Origin of the sequence: Pseudomonas sp. R1-15 (assembly GCF_051132085.1) — a bacterium.
In the GTDB taxonomy this organism is placed as follows: Bacteria; Pseudomonadota; Gammaproteobacteria; order Pseudomonadales; family Pseudomonadaceae; genus Aquipseudomonas.
Window position 1 is genome coordinate 2,116,837 of record NZ_CP071660.1, and the last position, 18,565, is coordinate 2,135,401.

The window sequence follows — 18,565 nt, forward strand, 5'->3', positions numbered from 1 at the left end:
GCTTGGTTTTGACATAACGGTATGTGCAATGTTCATATGTGTCAACGATTGAGACACAGGTGTACATTTTTCTTGCGCGGGGGAAAAACCAGGATTACCATCCAATCGAAACAGGGGTGGTCCGGCGTCTGCGCGCCGGTCATCGCGCATCGATCCAAGTGCAAGGGGGCTGTGCAAAGACCATGAAAGTGCTCGTTGCGATAAAGCGCGCCATCGATCCGAATGTGAAAGTCCGGGTGAAGGCTGACGGTTCAGACGTTGAGCTCAACGGCTTGAAAATGGCCTTGAATCCGTTCTGCGAGATCGCGGTGGAAGAGGCGATTCGCCTCAAGGAAAAAGGCCTGGCAACCGAAGTGGTGGTGGTCTCGGTGGGCACTTCGGCCGCCCAGGAACAACTGCGCACGGCGTTGGCACTCGGTGCGGACCGCGCACTTCTGGTCGAGACCAGCGCGATTCTCGAGCCCCTCAACGTCGCCAAGTACCTGAGCAAAGTAATCGATCAGGAACAGCCACAACTGATCCTGTTCGGCAAGCAGGCGATCGACCAGGAAAACAACCAGGTCGGGCAGATGGTCGCGCAGTTGATCGGCAGCGGTCAGGCCACTTACGCCTCGGCAGTCAATCATGTCGATGGGCAATGGCTCGTCGAGCGTGAGGTCGATGGGGGCAGCCAGGTGGTCGCGCTCTCGACGCCGGCCGTGGTGACCTGCGATCTGCGCCTGAATCAACCGCGCTATGCCTCGTTGCCGAACATCATGAAAGCCAAGAAAAAGCCTTTGGAAACCATTGCCGCCGACAGCTTGGGCGCGAGCGTGAAGCAACACTCGCGATTGCTGGGTGTTGTCCCTCCACCGGTACGCAAAGCAGGCATCACGGTCGCTTCGGTGACCGAGTTGGTGGATAAACTGAAAACCGTTGCGGGGGTGATTTGATGCGCACATTGGTGATTGCCGAGCACAGCGCCGGACAGCTGACGGCAGGCACCTGGAGTGCCGTGAGTGCTGCCGCGGCGTTGGGTACTGAAACGGATTTGCTGGTGATGGGCGGGACGGACGCCTCGGCCGTGGCGCAACAGGCAGCCTTGACCCAGGGCCTGGACCGGGTGCTGCTCGCACAAGCGGCGGTGTTCGAAAATGCCCTGGCTGAAAACGTCCAGCCGCTGATCACTTCGCTGGTGGCCGAGGGGTATACACACGTCGTTGCCGATGCCAGCAGCATGGGCCGCAATCTGCTGCCACGGGTCGCGGCGAGCCTGGATGTGGGCATGCTTTCGGACGTTACCCACATCGTCTCGGCGGACACTTTCCAGCGGCCTGTTTATGCCGGCAATGCCATCGCCACGGTGCAGTCGCTGGATCCGATCAAGTTGCTCACGGTGCGCGCTTCGGCATTCGCCCAAGCGTTATCCCATGACAAACCCTGCGAAGTGGTTGCAGTGGACGGCGGACAAAGCGCCAGCAACGTGCGTCTGGTGAGCGAACAATTGACGGCCAACGAACGGCCCGACCTGGCGAGCGCCCGCGTCGTCGTTTCTGGTGGCCGCGGGATGCAGAGCAAAGAGAACTTCGCCCTGATCGAGCGAGTGGCCGACAAGCTCGGCGGTGCCGTGGGGGCCTCCCGCGCTGCTGTTGATTCGGGGTTCGCGCCCAACGATTTGCAGGTCGGGCAGACGGGCAAGATCGTCGCGCCGGAGCTTTATATTGCCGCAGGCATCAGTGGCGCCATTCAACATATGGCGGGTATGAGCGGTTCAAAGGTCATCGTCGCGATCAACCAGGACGCCGAGGCACCGATTGCCCAGGTGGCGGATTACCTGTTGGTGGCGGATTTGTTCGAGGCGCTGCCGGCACTCGAAAGGGCATTGTGAATTCAAGACGTAAAACGACGAACCCGTGGCGAGGGAGCAAGCTCCCTCGCCACGGGTTTATCGACAACCTTGAAAGAATCAGCCCGCCAACGGGCGGAGGAGGGTAAGCCACACTCGATAGCCGTGATTTCATAATTAGAACTTGCCCATGGCCGTGCGCGGTCGCGATGGGAAATGAATGCTTCTGCTGCCCTGCCAATAACTATTAATACAGTCTGCGGAGATGCACATGATGACGTTACCCCGTAAAACTTTTATCGGCTGGTTTGCCGGCCTTGCATTGGCCTGCGGCAGCCTGATCGCTCAAGCCGAGGAACCCGCGCCCATTCGTATCGGCTGGGTGAACTGGTCGGATACGGAAATCGCCGTGAAGCTGGCGAATACCGCGTTGCAGGACCATCTCAAGCAACCGGTCAAGCTGGTACTGGCCGACATCGGCATCCAGTTCCAGGCACTGGCCAACGGCAATATCGATTTGATTCCGATGGTCTGGCTGCCGAGCACCCACAAGTCCTTCTATGACAAGTACAAGGACAAGCTCGAAGACCTCGGCGTACTGTATGAAGGCCGGATCGGCATGGCGGTGCCCACCTCGATTCCTACCAGTGAAATTGCCAGTGTCGAAGACCTCAACAAACCCGAAGTGCGGGAGAAGCTCGGCGGCAAGATTCTCACCTCGGAAGTGGGCAATGGTCAGTACAAGCTGACGGAAAAAGCCATCAAGGAATACAAGCTCGACGGCTACAAGATGGTTGCGTCTTCAGAGTCCGGCATGCTGAGTGAACTGGATCGCAACATCAAACGGGACAAGTGGTCGTTGGTCAACGCCTGGAGCCCTCATTGGATGTTCGCCAAATGGCCGCTGCGTTACCTGGATGATCCGAAGCAGATATTCGGTGGCGCCGAGCAGATCCACGCGATTGCCCGCAAAGGTTTCAGCGCCGAACATCCGGACGTGGCGCGCTTCTTCGCCAACTTCAAGATCCCGAAAGCGGACCTTGAGAAGTTGATGGCGGATGCCCGCGAAAGCACTGCGGACAAGGTGGTTGCCGAGTACTACGCGGCGAACAAACCGCGCTTCGAAGCGATGTTCGGCAGCCAGACTGCTTCCGCTACGCCAGCCCCGTAATCACCGCTGTCCCATGATGGTTTTGTTGCCGTCCGGTGCCCTTAGTCAGGGCACCGGATTTATTGTTTTCAAGGATGAATAGTCTGTAAGCGCTGCTACTGCCGGACAACTTTAAAGACACTCCGTTTTCGTTGTTGCAATCCTCGGATTCTAATGAGCAGCCTATCGAGGCCTAGCATCGGGAAACCTGCCTCCTCGTCAGCAGGCGCTATATCTCGTAGCGACTTTCCTTCGAGGGAGGAAAGCCAAAGAGCGTGCTATAGCACTTGCTGAAGTGAGGAGTAGAGACAAACCCGCAGGCAATGGCGACATCCGTGACGCTCAGCCTGGAGTTCTGTAGCAGGCGCCGTGCCTCGGTCAGCCGTAGTTCCAGATAGTAGCGTTGCGGAGACATATTGATCTGCCTGCGAAACAGGCGCTGGATCTGGCGCTTGGACAGCTGAACGCATTGAGCGAGCAAGTCCAGGCTCAAGGGTTCTTCAAGGTTGCATTCCATCAATGCGATGACTTCTCGCAGGCACGCACTGACCTTGCGGTCCAGGACCTTGGCCGAGGTACGAAACCGAGACTCATGGTCCAACAGGTCAAACACCGCGTCCGCGACTTTCGGGTCGAGGGCCGCGTACAACCATTTCATCATGATCTGAAAGGCGCCGGCAGGGTTTGACGCGGTGAATCGGTCCCTGTCGAACACTACTGTATCCAGCGTCACCGTGGTCTTCGGTGAACACTCCGACAAGGCCATTCGTTGTTCGGCATGAACAGCGCATCGGTAACCATCCAGCAGTCCAGCCTTGCCCAGGTACCAGGCGCCGTTCCATAACCCGCCGAGCGCAATGGGCAGGTTCGCCAGTTTGGTCAGCAGCGTTACCAGCCCGTGGGGGAGTACCCTCGGCGTGCGTAGGCCGCCGCAGACAATCATTAAGTCCAGCGCCGCGATCCTGATATCGGTCAACGGTGTGTCGGGCCTGATGGGAATTGCCAGGTCGCTGATCACTTCAGAGTCGTTGCGACTGAAAGTATGGATTTTTATCGACCCTGGGTGAATCAGATTGGCGGTGACAAGCACGTCCAGGCATTGAGTGAAGCAGGTCAGGGAGAAGTTATCGAGCAACAGGAAGCCCACGCTCGATGTTTTCTGGGACTCGATCATCGCGTTCATGAGTGGTGCTTCGTATCCCGCAGGAAACTGTCATCGAAAGGGTAGTGGGTGAGTAACTCATAACCGGTCTCGGTCACCAGCAATTGGTTCTCCAGCTTGATTCCATCCTGTCCGCCCACCTCACCGACATACGCCTCGACGCACAGGGCCATGCCCGGCTGCAGTTCGCCTTCGTATCCGTAGGACTCCAGGTCCTCCGGATAACGAATGCTCGGGTACTCGTCACACAGCCCGACGCCGTGATAAAGCACGCCATACCGTTGAGCCCGGCACGGCTCGGGCAACCGGTGCGCCTTGGCGGTCAGCTCGGTGAAGCGTACGCCTGGCTTGATCAACTCGGTGTTATGGATGATATGGTCATGGGCGATCCGGTACAGGCGCTTCTGTTCGGGCGTGGGCTCCAGCCCCCCGCAGATCCAGCTGCGGGACATGTCCACGCACATGCCGTAGGTGCCGATCAGATCCGTGTCGAATGACAGCAGGTCGCCGTCGTTCAACACGCGTGGGCCGGACTCCTGGAACCAGGGGTTGGTGCGAGGACCGGAACTGAGGATGCGCGTCTCGATCCATTCGCCACCGCGGCGGATATTGCCGGAATGCAGCGCGGCCCAGACATCGTTTTCGGTCGCGCCGGCGCGCATTGCCTGGTGCATTTCGGCCACTGACGCTTCGCATGAAGCCACCGCACAGCGCATCGCCTTGATTTCATCCGGGCCCTTGATCATGCGCGCGAATTCGGTCACTTCCTGGCCGCTGCAAATCTCGATTGCCAGGGCATCCAGGGCACGTACGCCGGCGACTTCTATTCGATCGACCGCAAGCCGTCGGTTGACTCCGGCGTGTTGGCGCAGCAAATCGTCGATTTGCGCGGCGAAATGCCTGGCGTGTCGATCAGTGTGTTCACCGGTCTCGAAAAAGAAAAAAGATGCCCCGCTGCGTAGCTCCGTCACCAGCGGCAAGTGGGCGGACAAGTGATCACAGCCATGGAAGTCCCACAAAACCACATGCCCACTGGCGGCGACGAAGCATGCCCGTGCGGGGTTGTGAGTCGTCCACAGTTGCATGTTGGTGGTATCGGTCGCGTAGCGGATATTCAGCGGATCGAATAACAGGATGCCACCCAGGTCACGGACGACCAGTTGATCGACTATCCGTTGTAATCGGTACTTGCGCAGGGTGGGTAAATGGGGCGGCTCCAGGCCCAGCCGCTCCCACTCCGCAAACGCCAGCGGCGTAGGGCCTATCTCGACGCGGTTGTTGTCGTCGACGGAGCCGTCTTTTTTCAGTGCAACTGCACGCTGCCTCGCCGGGTCGATGCGCCGGGCAGAGGCTGGAATCGAAAAAGGTGAAGTAGGCATGAGGGGGTCCAGTGTTCAGTCTGCCAGAGGTATTCAGCTGGGCCGGCCTCATCGCGAGCAAGCTCGCTCCCACATTCCTCGGGCGTACACACGAACCTGTGGGAGCGAGCTTGCTCGCGATGAGGCCAGTACAGTCGCCACAAAATCGCGATCTCGATCAGCTTACGAAGCATCGATCCAGATGGTTTTCAGCTCGGTGTATTGATCATGTGCCCAGACGGATTTGTCGCGACCACCAAAACCGGACTCCTTGTAGCCGCCGAACGGCGTGGAGGCGTCGCCTTCACCGAAACAGTTGACCGTGACCACGCCCGCCCGAATTTCCCGCGACAGCCGCAAAGCGTTACGCAGGCTGCCGGTGTAGGCAGATGCCGCCAGGCCGTAGACCGTGTCGTTGGCCAGCGCAATGGCTTCGTCGATCGTGCTGAAGCGGGTGACGCTCAGGACCGGGCCGAAGATCTCCTCGATGAACAGGCGACTGTCACGTTCAACACCGTCGATGATCGTCGGCTGCACGTACACACCGGACTCGGTCTCGCCACCTTGCAGCACATTGAGTTTCTGCTCGGCCGCATACTCCAGATACGAACGCACCTTCTCGAAATGCGTTTTGCTGATCATGGCCCCGAGGCGATTTTGCGGGTCCAGCGGGTCACCCATTTTCCAATCGCGCAGGTGCTTGCCGATCAGTTGCAGCAACTCATCCTTGACGTCTTCATGGACGATCAGCCGCGACGACGCCGAGCAGTTCTCGCCCATGTTCCAGAAAGCGCCGGCGGTCACATATTGGGCAACCTGATCGAGGTCTTCGCAGTCATTCATCACCACGGCGGGGTTCTTGCCCCCCAGTTCCAGCACCACGCGCTTGAGGTTCGACTCGGACGCGTACTTGAGGAACAACCGGCCTGTGTCGGTAGAACCGGTGAAGCTGACCATCGCCACATCCATGTGCCGGCCGATTGCCTCGCCAGCCTCGCGACCACCGCCAGGGGTAATGTTGAATACACCGGCCGGAATACCAGCCTCATGAGCCAGCTCGGCGACACGCAGCGCGGTCAGGGTGGTTTCCTTGGCGGGCTTGACCACGATGGAACAGCCGGCGGCCAGGGACGGACCAATCTTCCAGGCCAGCATCAACAACGGGAAGTTCCAAGGCAGGACCAGGCCGACCACGCCGATTGCTTCGCGCACCACCATGGTTACGGCACCGTGGCCGGTCGGCGCGGTACTGTCGTACACCTTGTCGATCAACTCGGCATGCCAGCGCAAGGTATGGATGGTATCGGGCACATCGACATTCTGGCATTCGCTGACCGGCTTGCCACTGTCCAGGCTTTCCAGCACCGCGAGCTCATGGGCATTGTCTTCCAGCAACTGGGCGAAACGCAGGAGCACCTGCTTGCGTGCGCCGGGAGACAGCTTGTGCCAGCGGCCATCCTCGAACGCTTGCTTCGCGGCAGCCACGGCAACGTCGACGTCACGGGTATCGCAAGCCGCTATCTCTGCAAGCTGTTCACCCGTGGCAGGATTCGTCGTGATGAAGGTTTTTCCAGAAAGCGCATCGCGGAACTCGCCGTTGATGAAGGCCTGGGTAGGAAACTGCAACTTGGCGGCAATGGCCGCGTACTGTTCCTTGCTCAGTAAATCAGCCATCTCATGCACCTCCAGTGATTTGCGCGATGTTGCGCTTGAGCTCGGTGACGACACTTTGCAGCGCCTGCTTTTCATCAAGGTCCAGGCCGTGCAGGGGGGCACGCAGGCCACCGGTGCTCAAGCCGTTCAGTTCACAGCCGTACTTGATGGACTGGACAAATTTCCCACCTTCCAGGAAATCCATCAGCGGCATCATCGCCGCCATGATTCGGCGACCTTTGTCGAAGTTCTTCTCGACCACGCAGGCCTCGTACAGCGCGACGTGTTCACGGGGAATGAAGTTGGAACCGGCACATACCCAACTGCGGGCGCCCCAGGCGAAGAACTCCAGGGCTTGATCGTCCCAGCCGCAAGACAGCGCGATGTGCGGATACTTGCAGGCCAGACGGTGCATCTGCGCCATGTCGCCAGAGCTTTCCTTGATGGCGACGATGTTTTTCACATCGCGGACTTCGTCAAAGAATTCCTCGCCCATGCTCACGCTCATGCGGCCTGGATAGTTGTAAAGCATGATGGGGAGATTGGCGGCGCGGTCCACTGCCTTGACGTGCAGCGCGATTTCCTTTTGCGTTGGCAGTGCATAGGGCGGTGAACCCACCAGCAGCGCATCGGCCTTGATCGCCTTCGCCGCTTCGGCGTAGGCGACCGAGTCTTCGGTGCGGATGGCGCCGGTCCCCACGATCAGCGGCAGGCGACCGCGCAGCACGTCCTTGGCCTGGGCAGCCAGGTCGAAACGCTCCTGGGCGGTGTGGGCATAATATTCGCCGGTCGAGCCGCCGATAATGATGCCGTGTACCTTGGCGTCGACCAGATATTCCAGGACTTCGGCGAAGGCTGTCTTATCGATACTTCCGTCTGAGGTCAGGGGCGTAACGGCCGGTGTGTAAATGCCTTCAAACTTCATTGATATCGCTCCAGTTAATGTCACTGTTCAACCAAGGGAGGCCGCTTGCCGAGAATCGAGCGAGCGGACCTGAACTTCTTCAAGTGTGTCGGGGCGGGTCAACTTTCTTTACCGGCGCGGTATTGCCCCCAGCGCAAACTTATATTGACGCCCGCTGAAACCAGCGGGGCGGGTGGATTAGGGCAGGGGCCGGGTGATTTCAAGACGAAGTCAATAAGTTCGGAGTGTTCGCCGGCCAGCCAATCCGCCAGGAGTTTTCCGGTCGCCGTCCCGCGGGTAACACCCAGGCCATTGCAGCAAAGTGCTCCATAGACATGGGATGAAAGTTCGCCGAAATAACCCATATGGTTACGCGAAAGAGCCAGTGCGCCGCCCCAGGTATATTCGAAGTTCATCTCGGGCAACATGGGAAAGCGTTGCTCGAAAGAGGCTTGATGCCTGGCGACAAAACGTCTCAAGTATTTTGCATCGCTGCGCCCGTCGGGGTTGAAGCTGAAACTGTTACGGATCAACAGGCGGTTGTCCGGGGTGCGACGTACCGTGGTGCCGAATGGGTCCGCAGGAATCACCCCCCAATAAGGCCGGCCGCCCAGGCGAGCTTGCTCTTGCTCGGTCATGGGACGGGTCAGGCTGGCATAGGTGAACACCGGTAGCATTCGCCCTTTCAGGAAGCCGAAACTCATGCCAAAGGCATTATTGGTCAGGATCAGCTTGTCCGCGGTGATTGAGCCCCCGGCGTGCTTGAGCACCGTCCTGGTGCCGTACTCGACATGAGTGATCGCGGTGTTTTCGTAGAGTGTCACGTTGCCGGGGAGGCTGTCGGCCAAACCTTTGACCAGCGCCGAGGGCTGAAGCAAGGAAGTCCCTGGCGTAAATAAGGCCTTGCGGTAGAAATGCGTGCCGATATGTTCGGGTAGTTCGCCAGCCTCGATCATCTGGTAGGGTTGATCGAGCTTATCGAGTCCGCGACGGTAGGCTTCCAGCACAGCGATGCCCCGTGGTTCAACGGCCGCCTGATATTTGCCGCAATGCTTCATCTGGCAATTGATGTTGTGGCGTTCAACCAACTCTTTTAGATAGCTCAGGCCGCTGAGATTAAGTTTCAGGGTTGTTTTGGCCGTCGTGATATCGCCAATGTAGTCCTCAGCGGCAATGTCATGAGGTAAATCAATTGCAAACCCGGCGTTGCGACCGGAAGTGCCAAAGCCGATTTCCTGAGCGTCGATCAACACGATGTGATCGTCGGGGAAATGAGTCGCGAGCTGCCGGGCGGCGGCGAGCCCGGTAAAACCGGCACCGACAATTACCCAACGTGCGCTGTCGTGACCTTGATGGGCTGGCTTGACCTGGCGCCCCCTGCTCAAGTGATACCACCCGCAAGATTGATCATCGGCAGGTAACGAAGAGACTTTCAACATTTCAAGATCCTGTTCATTCAACCAATCCGACGCCTGTCTTGCAAAAGCTTGCTTGGCAATTTCACGGCGACTGAGTATTTAACGGGCGTAACGGTCAAGACGTTGCAGTTTTAATTAACGATAGGGTAGGGAATCAAATCTATTCTGATGATTGCTTGATATCCAACAACGTTAAATCAAGAAAAAGGATAACCCTCCGTTATCAGTAATCGAAACGGGAGCTTTCAATTGGATTTCATAAACTAAATGTTGCGTAGAACCGAGCGCCATTAAAAGGCGGGGGCCGTCATCGACTTGCCCCGCCTCTTGTTCGTATCAATTGCTGGCTTGTGTCGCTGCCGCGCGAGCAGTTTGTAACCAGGCATCAAACTGCTGCCGATGGGCGGCTACCCACTCCTTGGCGTGACGGCGAATATCCGCAGGCTTTTTCTCGCCCTGTTGCATCTTCAAGTTCTGGGCACTTTCGTCGGCCGTAGTAATCTGCATCACCGAAAGGAACTTCAAGGCTGCCGGATTTTTGTCGGCGAACTCTTTATTCAACACGGCCTCGACCTTATCCACTGCAAAGCCGAGATTCTTGCCCTTGTACATCGTGTCAACGTTATTGTTGCCGTCAGGCAGGTCGGTTTTCGGTACTTCCAGCCAGACCACATCCCTGTCTTCGACCAGAACGGTGGCGATCCACTGTGGGACCCAGGTGAAGTAAAGAATCGGCTGCCCTTCCTTATAACGGGTAATGGTGTCAGCCATCAGCGCGAAATAGGAACCCTGGTTGACCGTGACCGTTTTTTCCAGGTCATAGGCCTTCATGTGATGGGCAATGATCAGTTCGCAGCCCCAGCCAGGATTACAACCCGTCATGTCTGCCTTGCCGTCGCCGTTGGTGTCGAACAGCTTGGCGATTTCCGGTTTCTTCAAGTCGGTGATGTACTTGATGTTGTGCGCTTCAGCGGTCTTTTTGTCGATCAGATAACCTTGAAGTACACCGGGCATGATGTCGCCCGCCTTGACCATGGCTTTATCACCCCCGGCCTGCTGGAAGAATTTATCGTGCAACTTGTCCCACAAGTGCACGGTAAAGTCCGCATCACCGTTACCCAAGGCCATCATCATGACGCCGTATTCGGTCTCCTTGGGCTCCTGCACCTTGTAACCCAGCTCTCGCAACCCTTCCATGGCCACTTCGCCACGGAAGCGCTCTTCAGCGATGGACGGGAAGATGGGGGTGACCTTCACACCGTCGCCCGGTTGGTTCGCCGAGGCGTTTGCGCACAGGGACATGGCCGCAATGGCGAGGGCTGTAGCGCAATTGAGAATACTGCGGGAGAGCTTGAATTCAGACATTGTCGCGTACCTTTTTTTGGGTTTTTTCTTCAAGTGCGGCAGATCGAAAGTGGGATTCAGGCGGTCTTGCTCCGCCTCGCAGGCTGTCTTGCGCCGAACAGGCGTAGCAGCAGACCTACGGGACCGGTGTGATACCAGCGCAGGCTCGGGTCGGCGCCGGTGCGCGCGCCCATGGCTTGGGTCAGGCGGTCAAGGAAGATGGCGAGCAGTACCAGGCCCGTCCCGCCGACCGTGGCCAGGCCCATGTCCAGGCGACCGATGCCGCGCAGGACCATCTGTCCAAGGCCGCCCACCGAGATCATCGAGGCGATGACCACCATCGACAGCGAGAGCATCAGGGTCTGATTGAGTCCCGCCATGATGGTCGGCGTCGCCAGTGGCAGCTGGACACGGGTGAGCATCTGCCGCGGTGTGCAACCAAACGCGCGGGCCGCTTCTATCTTGTCCTCCGGTACCTGGCGGATGCCCAGGTTCGTCAGGCGCACCAGAGGGGGGAGGGCGAAGACAATCGTCACAAGGATGCCCGGCACGTTGCCGATGCCGAACAGCATGACGACCGGCACCAGGTAAACGAACGCCGGCAGTGTCTGCATGGCATCGAGGATGGGCCGCAGGACCTTTTCCAGGTTGTCGCTGCGGGCACAGAGAATACCCAGTGGAATACCCAGCAGCGCGCAAAAGAACACCGAGGTCAGTACCAGCGCCAGGGTCGTCATCGACTCGGACCAGACACCGATCAAACCCAGCAGTGTGAGTGTCACAAAGCACAGCAACGCCATGCGTTTGCCAGCGAGTTGCCATCCGAGCAATGAAGACAGGATGATGCCGATGCTCGGTGGAATGCTCTGCAGAATGAACTCAACGCCGTTAAGTACCTGATCAATCGGCCAGCGGATGGCGCGAAATACATCGCGAAAGTTGTGCACCAGAAAATTCAGGGTGCTTTCCACCCAATCGCCGAGCGGGATGGTGGCGACTTGGAACGGGTCGAGAAAACTGAACTCGGACATCAGGGCTTACCTCTTCACGGTTGTATCAATGGCGGCTCAGCGTTTGCAGCAACTCGCTCTTTGACAGGGTCCCGGTGAGCGCGCCCGAGCGGTCCAGTACAGGGACCGGATACGGCAGGTTGGCCGCAATTTCCAATACTTCGTGCAGGGGCGTATCGGTAAATACCGGCTGGTGTTGGTGCTGGGTGTGATGTGTGCTGCCACCCGCGCCACTGGTATCGATGTCGACGACCCCGAGCAGTTGCCCTCGTTCATCGACCAGGTAACCAAACGGAAGGCCGGCCCTGAACTGCGGTGCTTGACCATTCACTTTACGAACCCATTCCGGATCAAGCCTGGCCACGTCGCCCGCCTTGAGAATCCGTGAACTGTCGAACCCTTTGAAAAAGGTGCGTACATAGTCATTGGCGGGTTGGCTGATCAGCTCTTGAGGCGTGCCTATCTGTACCACCTGGCCGCCCTCCATGATCGCGATGCGGTGGCCGATGCGAACGGCTTCCTCGATGTCGTGGGAGATAAAAATGATGGTCCGCTTCTGTTCGGCTTGCAGGCGAATGAGCTCCCCCTGCATCTCGCTGCGGATAAGCGGGTCCAGCGCGGAAAAGGCCTCGTCCATCAGCAGGATGGTCGGGTCGTTGGCCAGCGCACGGGCCAGGCCTACGCGTTGCTGCATGCCGCCGGAAAGTTGATGCGGATAACTGTGCTCCTGTCCGGCAAGACCGACCTGGCTGAGGGCTTCCCGGGCGCGGCTATGCCGTTCCTTTTCGGCGATGCCGGAAATTTCCAGGCCGAAGGCGGTGTTCTCCAGGACACTCATGTGAGGCATCAGGGCAAAGGATTGGAACACCATGCCCATCTCTTTACGGCGAACATCAAGCAGGGCTTTATCAGCCAGCCCGGTAATTTCCCGACCGTTCAGATAAATGCTGCCGGAAGTGGGCTCGATAAGGCGGTTGAACAAACGCACCATCGTCGACTTGCCAGAACCCGAGAGCCCCATGATCACAAAGATTTCGCCACGCTTGACGGCGAAGCTGGCGTCGAAAACACCAATAACCTGACCTGTTTTCTCAAACACATCTTTTTTGCAGGCGCCAACGGCAAGCATCTTCATCGCCGCGTCGGGTTGTGCGCCGAATATCTTGAAAACGTTCTTAACAGAAATGATTTCGTCTGAACTAGTCATCGCGTCCCTCCTTTGCGTGTAACGCTACAAGCGCACGAAATCGAATTGAGTTCGAGCGTTGGTAATTTAGGCGGGCAGGAATAAATGATTGAATGGCGCATGACATTGACCTTGTTTTTATTGTTTGCCCTTGGGCTCGGGCTTTTTTTCAATCTATGGGTATCCTTGTGTTAAATCCAACAACATTTACCGGGCTTTATGGATAACCTAACGTTATCGAGGCCTGTCGAAACGACCGCCTTGGCGTAATCACGACGCTTTGTATGGCCCGGGCCAGGCTATTGGGTTACGCTCCGGCGCTTTCGCGGATGCTAGGAGTGCGAGGGCTTGCCATGCTCAGCAGACACGTTGACCCCGATACATTACTGCTTAGAATGCCTTCCCTCAGGGCTGTCAGAGCGTTTGTCGCCGCCGCCAAATATGAAAGCTTCACTCGGGCGGCGGAGGCACTTTGTGTATCGCAAGCAGCGATCAGTCGGCAGATCCGAGAGCTTGAGGACTCCTTGGGCGCTCAATTGTTCATGCGTGCCGGGCGGACTGTAGAGCTGACCGCCGAGGGAAAGATTTTTTTTGAGGCGGCGCAACTGTCCTTCGTTAATATCGCACAGGCGGCTGAAAGGATTCGTACCACGCCGACGCAGAAGCACATTCTGACTGTTTGTTGCTCACCAGCATTCTCCGCATTATGGCTGTCGGAACATCTTCCAGAGTTTCGTGCAACGAACCCGGATATCGAGTTCAATCTGATCACTACCCAGAACTTTGTGAATATGGAGCCTGGCGTAGAGCCGGACATCATCATCTCGAAGATCCGCAAAGTCGGGGACGGGTACAAGAGTTATCAGTTGTGCCACGACATTATTTATCCTGTTTGCTCTCCCGTGTTCCTGGAGGCGCACCCCGAACTGACTTCGCTTGAAGGCGTGCGCGATTCTTCGCTACTCAATCTGAGCCCCTATGGCCGGTCGGGGGTGGCTGAGCATGTTGACTGGGGGGTATGGCTGGCGTTTCTGAACGTTGATATTGATGAGCGTCCTGGTGACTGCCCGCCTATTTTTCATGCCAATGATTACAACCTGATCATGAATATGGTCTTGACCCATCAAGGCGTCGCACTGGGCTGGAACCAGCTGGTCGGGGCCATGGTCGAGAGAGGGCAGCTCGTTCGTCCCGTCGAGCAGCAGGTGACGCTTCGAAACAGTCTTCATTATGTTGCCTGTAATGAAAGGACTGAATATGAAGATGCCTGTCGGAGAGTGCGAGACTGGATCCTCTCGAAGTTTTCCAGATTGGCCGTATAAGTTTCTCCCGACGTAGGTCCCTCTTGGCCGTTAGCGAAATCCAAACAAGGTAGTGTCTGGATTCGCCCGGTCATAACGCCAAGTTATCAGTTGAACAACGAAAATGTAGTTTTGCCGACCGGATTGGCTATCGTACCCTTCGGGCTAAACATGGCTGATACACGTGTATCCAGCGGCTGCGCTGAACAATCGTTCGCGCAGGATCCGTTGGCCATGACACTGCTTTCTGGGCGTACTTGCCATTAACCGTCAGGTTGATGTGTAGAGGATAATAATGAATATCAGAACATCCGTGATCGACCTGATTAAAAAGCGCAAGGCGCGCCACGCGCTTCCTCGCGAACTGTACATTGAACCTGAGGTTTTTCGGCAGGATCTTGAGCAGATCTGGCACAAGGACTGGATTTTTGCCGGGCATACATTTGAGCTTGAAAAACCCGGGCAATACCTGACGTTGCAGATCGGCGACTATCCCGTCTTGGTCGTCAGGGATAAAAGTGGTCAGGTCCGGGCTTTTCACAACGCCTGTCGGCACCGTGGCTCCAAAGTTTGCGAGCACGCCCAGGGCAAAGTCGCAAAACTGGTCTGTCCTTATCATAAGTGGACTTTCGAACTGGACGGCAGTCTATTGTTTGCCGGTAACATGGGCGCCGACTTCGACAGGTCGCAATATAATTTGAAGCCTGTCCATTGTGAAATTGTTCACACCTACATTTATGTCTGTGTCGCTGACAAGGCGCCGGAATTCGACAGTTTCAGAAATGCTGTAAATCCATTTATCGCCCCGCATTTCCTGGATAACTGCAAGGTCGCTTTCGAGTCCAACCTCATTGAAAAGGGTAACTGGAAACTTGTCTTTGAAAATAATCGCGAGTGCTTCCACTGCGACGGTACCCATCCGGAACTGATGAACTCCTTTGTCGAGAATCTTTCGGTGGCCGGGGTGGGCGGCGAAGATGATCCCGAACTGAGCGCACACTGGAATCGCTGCGAGACCGCGGGTATGCCGAGCAAGCTGGTCATGGATCCCAATGGCCGGTTTCGTATGACGCGTATTCCACTCTCCGCGGGTGCCGTGAGTTACACAATGGACGGTAAACCTGCTGTGGCGGGACGCCTGGATAAAAGCGGCGAGCCGGATATTGGCGCCTTGCTGTATTTCAACTACCCATCTACCTGGAATCACTTCCTTGGTGATCATGCGTTGAGCTTCCGCGTCCTCCCGATCGGACCGGACGAAACGCTTGTCACGACCAAATGGCTGGTGCCCAGTACCGCCGTTGAAGGTGTTGACTACGAGATCGATCGGCTGACCAAGGTCTGGCTTGCCACCAACGATCAGGACCGTCGTTTGGTGGAAGGTACGCAGGCCGGTATTACCTCACCGAGTTACGAGCCGGGACCTTTTTCGGACATCGCGGAAAACGGTGTATGCCAGTTTGACGATTGGTACTGCGAAACCATGCTTAAGCGGCTCCAGGCCCATATTCCGCTCAAGTCGGTGGGCTGATTCCCCGTCATGAGTGCGTTCGATCAGAGATTCCGAACTTCGTGTCGGTCAAGGACAGCAGTGGTGACCTTGCCGCCCAAGCCGCGCTGATCCGTACGGGCCTGCCGACGATGAATGGCGCCGATGCACTGGTGCCCTACGCGCTCTTCGCCGGGGCCGCAGGTCTGATCTGGGGCGGCGCTAACATGGCTCCACGCGCTTGCGTTGCCGTGGTAGAGGCCGCCATGAGGCACGACTGGATCAGTGCCAGGGAGATCTGGCGGTCGATAGAGCCGGCGATGTCGTTGATCTGGCAGGGTGACTATGTGCAGTCGGTCTACGCCGCTGCCGCGATCACCGGCTACGGAGCGGGAAACCCGCGTCGGCCGTTGGCGCGTTTGGCTGCTGGTAAACTCGACGCGCTCAAGGTTGCCCTTGAATCGTTGATCGCGCTTGAATCTGATCTCGCCTGAGGATCGGGCGCGGGCTTACGAGCGTGCCGGGCGAATGATGTCGTCTCCCTCGAAATGGAATGATCCATGAGCAACCAGTCGGACAGCGCGGCACCTGCTTACGAAGTGCCCAGGCCTCGGCTCGGTATCATCCTGTGCCTTCTCTCGATGCTGGTGTTCGCCAGCCAGGACGGGATTACCAAGGTACTGGTCAAGGACCTCCCGATTGCGCAGCTGGTGATGGTGCGCTATTGGGCCTTCCTGGTTTTCGCTGTCGGCTATGGCGTCTTCCAGGGAAACCTGCGCACCGCCTGTCGAAGCCGCCACCCCTGCCTGCAGATCATTCGCGCCTTGATCGGCGTGGGTGAAATCGCCTTGTTCGGACTGGGGCTGCGCTACCTTGGGCTGGCGGAAATGCACGCGCTGTATGCAGTCTTCCCGCTGATGACGCTGGCCTTGGCTGGAGCGTTCCTGGGCGAGTTCATCGGGGTTCGTCGATGGATAGCCGCCGCCATCGGTTTTACGGGGACACTGGTTATCCTTCGCCCCGGCACCGGTGTCTTCGAGCTGGCGGCGCTTATCCCGCTGTTGTCCGCCCTGGGCTTCGCGATTTTCAGCGTGCTGACCCGGCGGATCAGCCAACATGATTCGTTCGCTACGAACCTGCTTTACATGGGATTCTTTGGCGCAATAGTCATCACCTTGTGGGGGCTTCCAGGTTGGGTTTCGCCAAGCCCGATGCAATGGGCCCTGATCGCGGTGCTTTCCACTACCGGGGTTGTGGCCCAGCTGTTGTTGCTCCAGGCGCTCAAGTACGCAACGGCAGCCACACTCCAACCGTTCAACTACACCTTGCTGGTGTTCGCCACGCTGATTGGCCTGCTGGTATTCGGTGAGCTGCCCGACACCTGGACCGTGGTGGGTGCATGTCTGGTGATTGCGGGTGGGATGTATGCGATCAAGGCGAAAGGGTAGCCACCGGGCAGGTACCCAGCGGCTGTGACACCGCCTTCGCGAGCGAGCTCGCTCCCACATTTTTGATCTTCACGGACACAAAACCCAGGTAACCGCAGAACTTCAGCAGACACAAAACTAAGGTAACCGCAGAACCCCTTGTGGGAGCGAGCTTGCTCGCGAAGAGGCCAGCACAGTCAACATTTTCATTGGCTGTGACACCGCCTTCGCGAGCAGGCTCGCTCCCACATTTTTGATCTTTAGCGGACACAAAACTCAAGTAACCGCAGAACTTCAGCAGACACAAAACTAAGGTAACCGCAGAACCCCTTGTGGGAGCGAGCCTGCTCGCGAAGAGGCCGGCACAGTCAACATCTTCATTGGCTGTGATACCGCCTTCGCGAGCAGGCTCGCTCCCACATTGGATCTTCGGCGGGACATAAAGCCGATTTAGAACCTGAAGCGTCCCACCAAGCCCTTGAGTTGCCCGGAAATATCGGTCAGCCGCCCCGAACCGGTCTGCGCCGTATGGGCGAATTCCTCGACCAGTTGCGCATCGGAATGGATCTGCGCGATGTGCCGGTTGATGTCTTCCGCCACTTGGTGCTGTTGCTCCGCCGCAGTGGCGATCTGGGTGTTCTGGTCGCGGATCGAGTCCACCGAGGTGCGGATCTTGTCGAAGCTGTCGCGAGCCTGCTGGATGCGCTCGACGCTGGTGTGCGACACCTGCAGGCTGTTCTGCATCTGTTGCGTCACTTCCTGGGTGCGCCGCGCGAGGTTGCCGAGCAGACTGTCGATCTCGCCGGTGGAATCGGCGGTGCGCCGCGCCAGGGCGCGCACCTCGTCGGCCACCACGGCAAAGCCGCGGCCCTGATCGCCCGCGCGCGCCGCTTCGATGGCCGCATTGAGCGCCAGCAGGTTGGTCTGTTCAGCGATCGAACGGATGGTGTCGAGGATGGTGTTGATGTTCTTGCTGTCCTGCTCCAGCGCCTGCATGGTCTGGGTCGACTGCTGCAATTCCTCACTCAGCTTTAGCACACTGCCGGTGGCTTCGCCGATGTGGTGCTGGCCGTCATGTACATCGCGATAGCCGGTGTCCGCGCTGACGGCGGCCTGGCTGCAGGAGCGGGCCACCTCGTTCGCGGTGGCGACCATTTCGTTGAACGCGGTGCTCACCAGCTCCACGGCCTGGCGCTGGCGCCCGGCGGCATCGTTCATGTTCTGGGCCACGTTGCTGGTATCGGCCGCGGCAGTTTGCAGGTCGGAAGAAGCGCTGCCGATGCGCTGCATCAGTTGCGCGATCATGGCCAGGAACTGGTTGAACCAACCCGCCAGGGT

Annotated in this window: 16 protein-coding genes; 7 read left to right on the plus strand and 9 right to left on the minus strand. The window is 57.8% G+C overall.

Going from position 1 to position 18,565, the window contains the following annotated elements; translation table 11 throughout:
- Positions 1-182: 182 nt before the first annotated feature.
- The 3 genes from J3P97_RS09625 (at position 183) to J3P97_RS09635 (ending at position 2,996) form a co-directional block, all read left to right on the plus strand.
- The gene (locus J3P97_RS09625) at positions 183-932 is read left to right on the plus strand and encodes an electron transfer flavoprotein subunit beta/FixA family protein (RefSeq protein ID WP_434674002.1); all 750 of its coding nucleotides are present in this window, start codon (positions 183-185) and stop codon (positions 930-932) included.
- Positions 932-1,867 (plus strand): electron transfer flavoprotein subunit alpha/FixB family protein, encoded by a 936-nt coding sequence (locus tag J3P97_RS09630; RefSeq protein WP_434674003.1) that lies wholly within the window; start codon positions 932-934, stop codon positions 1,865-1,867. The genes J3P97_RS09625 and J3P97_RS09630 overlap by 1 nt, the downstream gene beginning before the upstream one ends.
- A 229-nt stretch (positions 1,868-2,096) precedes the next feature.
- Positions 2,097-2,996 (plus strand): glycine betaine ABC transporter substrate-binding protein, encoded by a 900-nt coding sequence (locus J3P97_RS09635; RefSeq protein ID WP_434569055.1) that lies wholly within the window; start codon positions 2,097-2,099, stop codon positions 2,994-2,996.
- 208 nt (positions 2,997-3,204) lie between these two features.
- Here J3P97_RS09635 and J3P97_RS09640 read toward each other — a convergent pair whose 3' ends face one another.
- The 8 genes from J3P97_RS09640 to J3P97_RS09675 all read right to left on the minus strand — a co-directional run bounded on the left by J3P97_RS09640 (position 3,205) and on the right by J3P97_RS09675 (position 13,031).
- Entirely contained in the window at positions 3,205-4,158 is a 954-nt protein-coding gene (locus J3P97_RS09640) for a GlxA family transcriptional regulator (protein ID WP_434674004.1), read from the minus strand.
- Positions 4,155-5,516, minus strand: coding sequence for a dimethylsulfonioproprionate lyase DddP (gene dddP / locus J3P97_RS09645; RefSeq protein ID WP_434674005.1), 1,362 nt, complete (start codon positions 5,514-5,516; stop codon positions 4,155-4,157). Before dddP ends, J3P97_RS09640 begins: the two co-directional genes overlap by 4 nt.
- Positions 5,517-5,678: 162 nt before the next feature.
- Positions 5,679-7,169 carry an aldehyde dehydrogenase gene (locus tag J3P97_RS09650; RefSeq protein ID WP_434674006.1) on the minus strand — a complete coding sequence of 497 codons (1,491 nt, stop codon included), beginning with the start codon at positions 7,167-7,169 and terminating at the stop codon, positions 5,679-5,681.
- A 1-nt stretch (position 7,170) separates the two neighbouring features.
- Positions 7,171-8,073 (minus strand): dihydrodipicolinate synthase family protein, encoded by a 903-nt coding sequence (locus tag J3P97_RS09655; RefSeq protein WP_434569050.1) that lies wholly within the window; start codon positions 8,071-8,073, stop codon positions 7,171-7,173.
- Positions 8,074-8,171: 98 nt separating this feature from the next.
- Positions 8,172-9,491 carry an NAD(P)/FAD-dependent oxidoreductase gene (locus J3P97_RS09660; RefSeq protein ID WP_434674527.1) on the minus strand — a complete coding sequence of 440 codons (1,320 nt, stop codon included), beginning with the start codon at positions 9,489-9,491 and terminating at the stop codon, positions 8,172-8,174.
- Positions 9,492-9,806: 315 nt separating this feature from the next.
- On the minus strand, positions 9,807-10,835 hold the full coding sequence (gene proX / locus J3P97_RS09665) for a glycine betaine/L-proline ABC transporter substrate-binding protein ProX (protein ID WP_434674528.1): 1,029 nt from the start codon (positions 10,833-10,835) through the stop codon (positions 9,807-9,809).
- A 56-nt stretch (positions 10,836-10,891) separates the two neighbouring features.
- The gene (gene proW, locus J3P97_RS09670; RefSeq protein WP_434674007.1) at positions 10,892-11,845 is read right to left on the minus strand and encodes a glycine betaine/L-proline ABC transporter permease ProW; all 954 of its coding nucleotides are present in this window, start codon (positions 11,843-11,845) and stop codon (positions 10,892-10,894) included.
- Positions 11,846-11,870: 25 nt separating this feature from the next.
- Positions 11,871-13,031, minus strand: coding sequence for a quaternary amine ABC transporter ATP-binding protein (locus J3P97_RS09675; protein ID WP_434674008.1), 1,161 nt, complete (start codon positions 13,029-13,031; stop codon positions 11,871-11,873).
- A 332-nt stretch (positions 13,032-13,363) separates the two neighbouring features.
- Between J3P97_RS09675 and J3P97_RS09680 the strand changes: the two genes are divergently transcribed.
- The 4 genes from J3P97_RS09680 to J3P97_RS09695 all read left to right on the plus strand — a co-directional run bounded on the left by J3P97_RS09680 (position 13,364) and on the right by J3P97_RS09695 (position 17,248).
- Positions 13,364-14,332 carry a LysR family transcriptional regulator gene (locus J3P97_RS09680; RefSeq protein ID WP_434605048.1) on the plus strand — a complete coding sequence of 323 codons (969 nt, stop codon included), beginning with the start codon at positions 13,364-13,366 and terminating at the stop codon, positions 14,330-14,332.
- A 274-nt stretch (positions 14,333-14,606) separates the two neighbouring features.
- A complete protein-coding gene (locus tag J3P97_RS09685; RefSeq protein ID WP_434674009.1) occupies positions 14,607-15,842 on the plus strand; it encodes an aromatic ring-hydroxylating oxygenase subunit alpha in 1,236 nt (411 codons plus the stop codon).
- 41 nt (positions 15,843-15,883) lie between these two features.
- On the plus strand, positions 15,884-16,294 hold the full coding sequence (locus J3P97_RS09690; protein WP_434674010.1) for a dihydrodipicolinate synthase family protein: 411 nt from the start codon (positions 15,884-15,886) through the stop codon (positions 16,292-16,294).
- Positions 16,295-16,360: 66 nt separating this feature from the next.
- Positions 16,361-17,248 (plus strand): DMT family transporter, encoded by an 888-nt coding sequence (locus J3P97_RS09695; RefSeq protein ID WP_434674011.1) that lies wholly within the window; start codon positions 16,361-16,363, stop codon positions 17,246-17,248.
- A gap of 429 nt (positions 17,249-17,677) precedes the next feature.
- Here the strand turns inward: J3P97_RS09695 and J3P97_RS09700 are convergent, their stop codons facing one another.
- Positions 17,678-18,532, minus strand: a complete 855-nt coding sequence (locus J3P97_RS09700) for a methyl-accepting chemotaxis protein (protein WP_434605050.1) — start codon at positions 18,530-18,532, stop codon at positions 17,678-17,680.
- Positions 18,533-18,565: the final 33 nt, after the last annotated feature.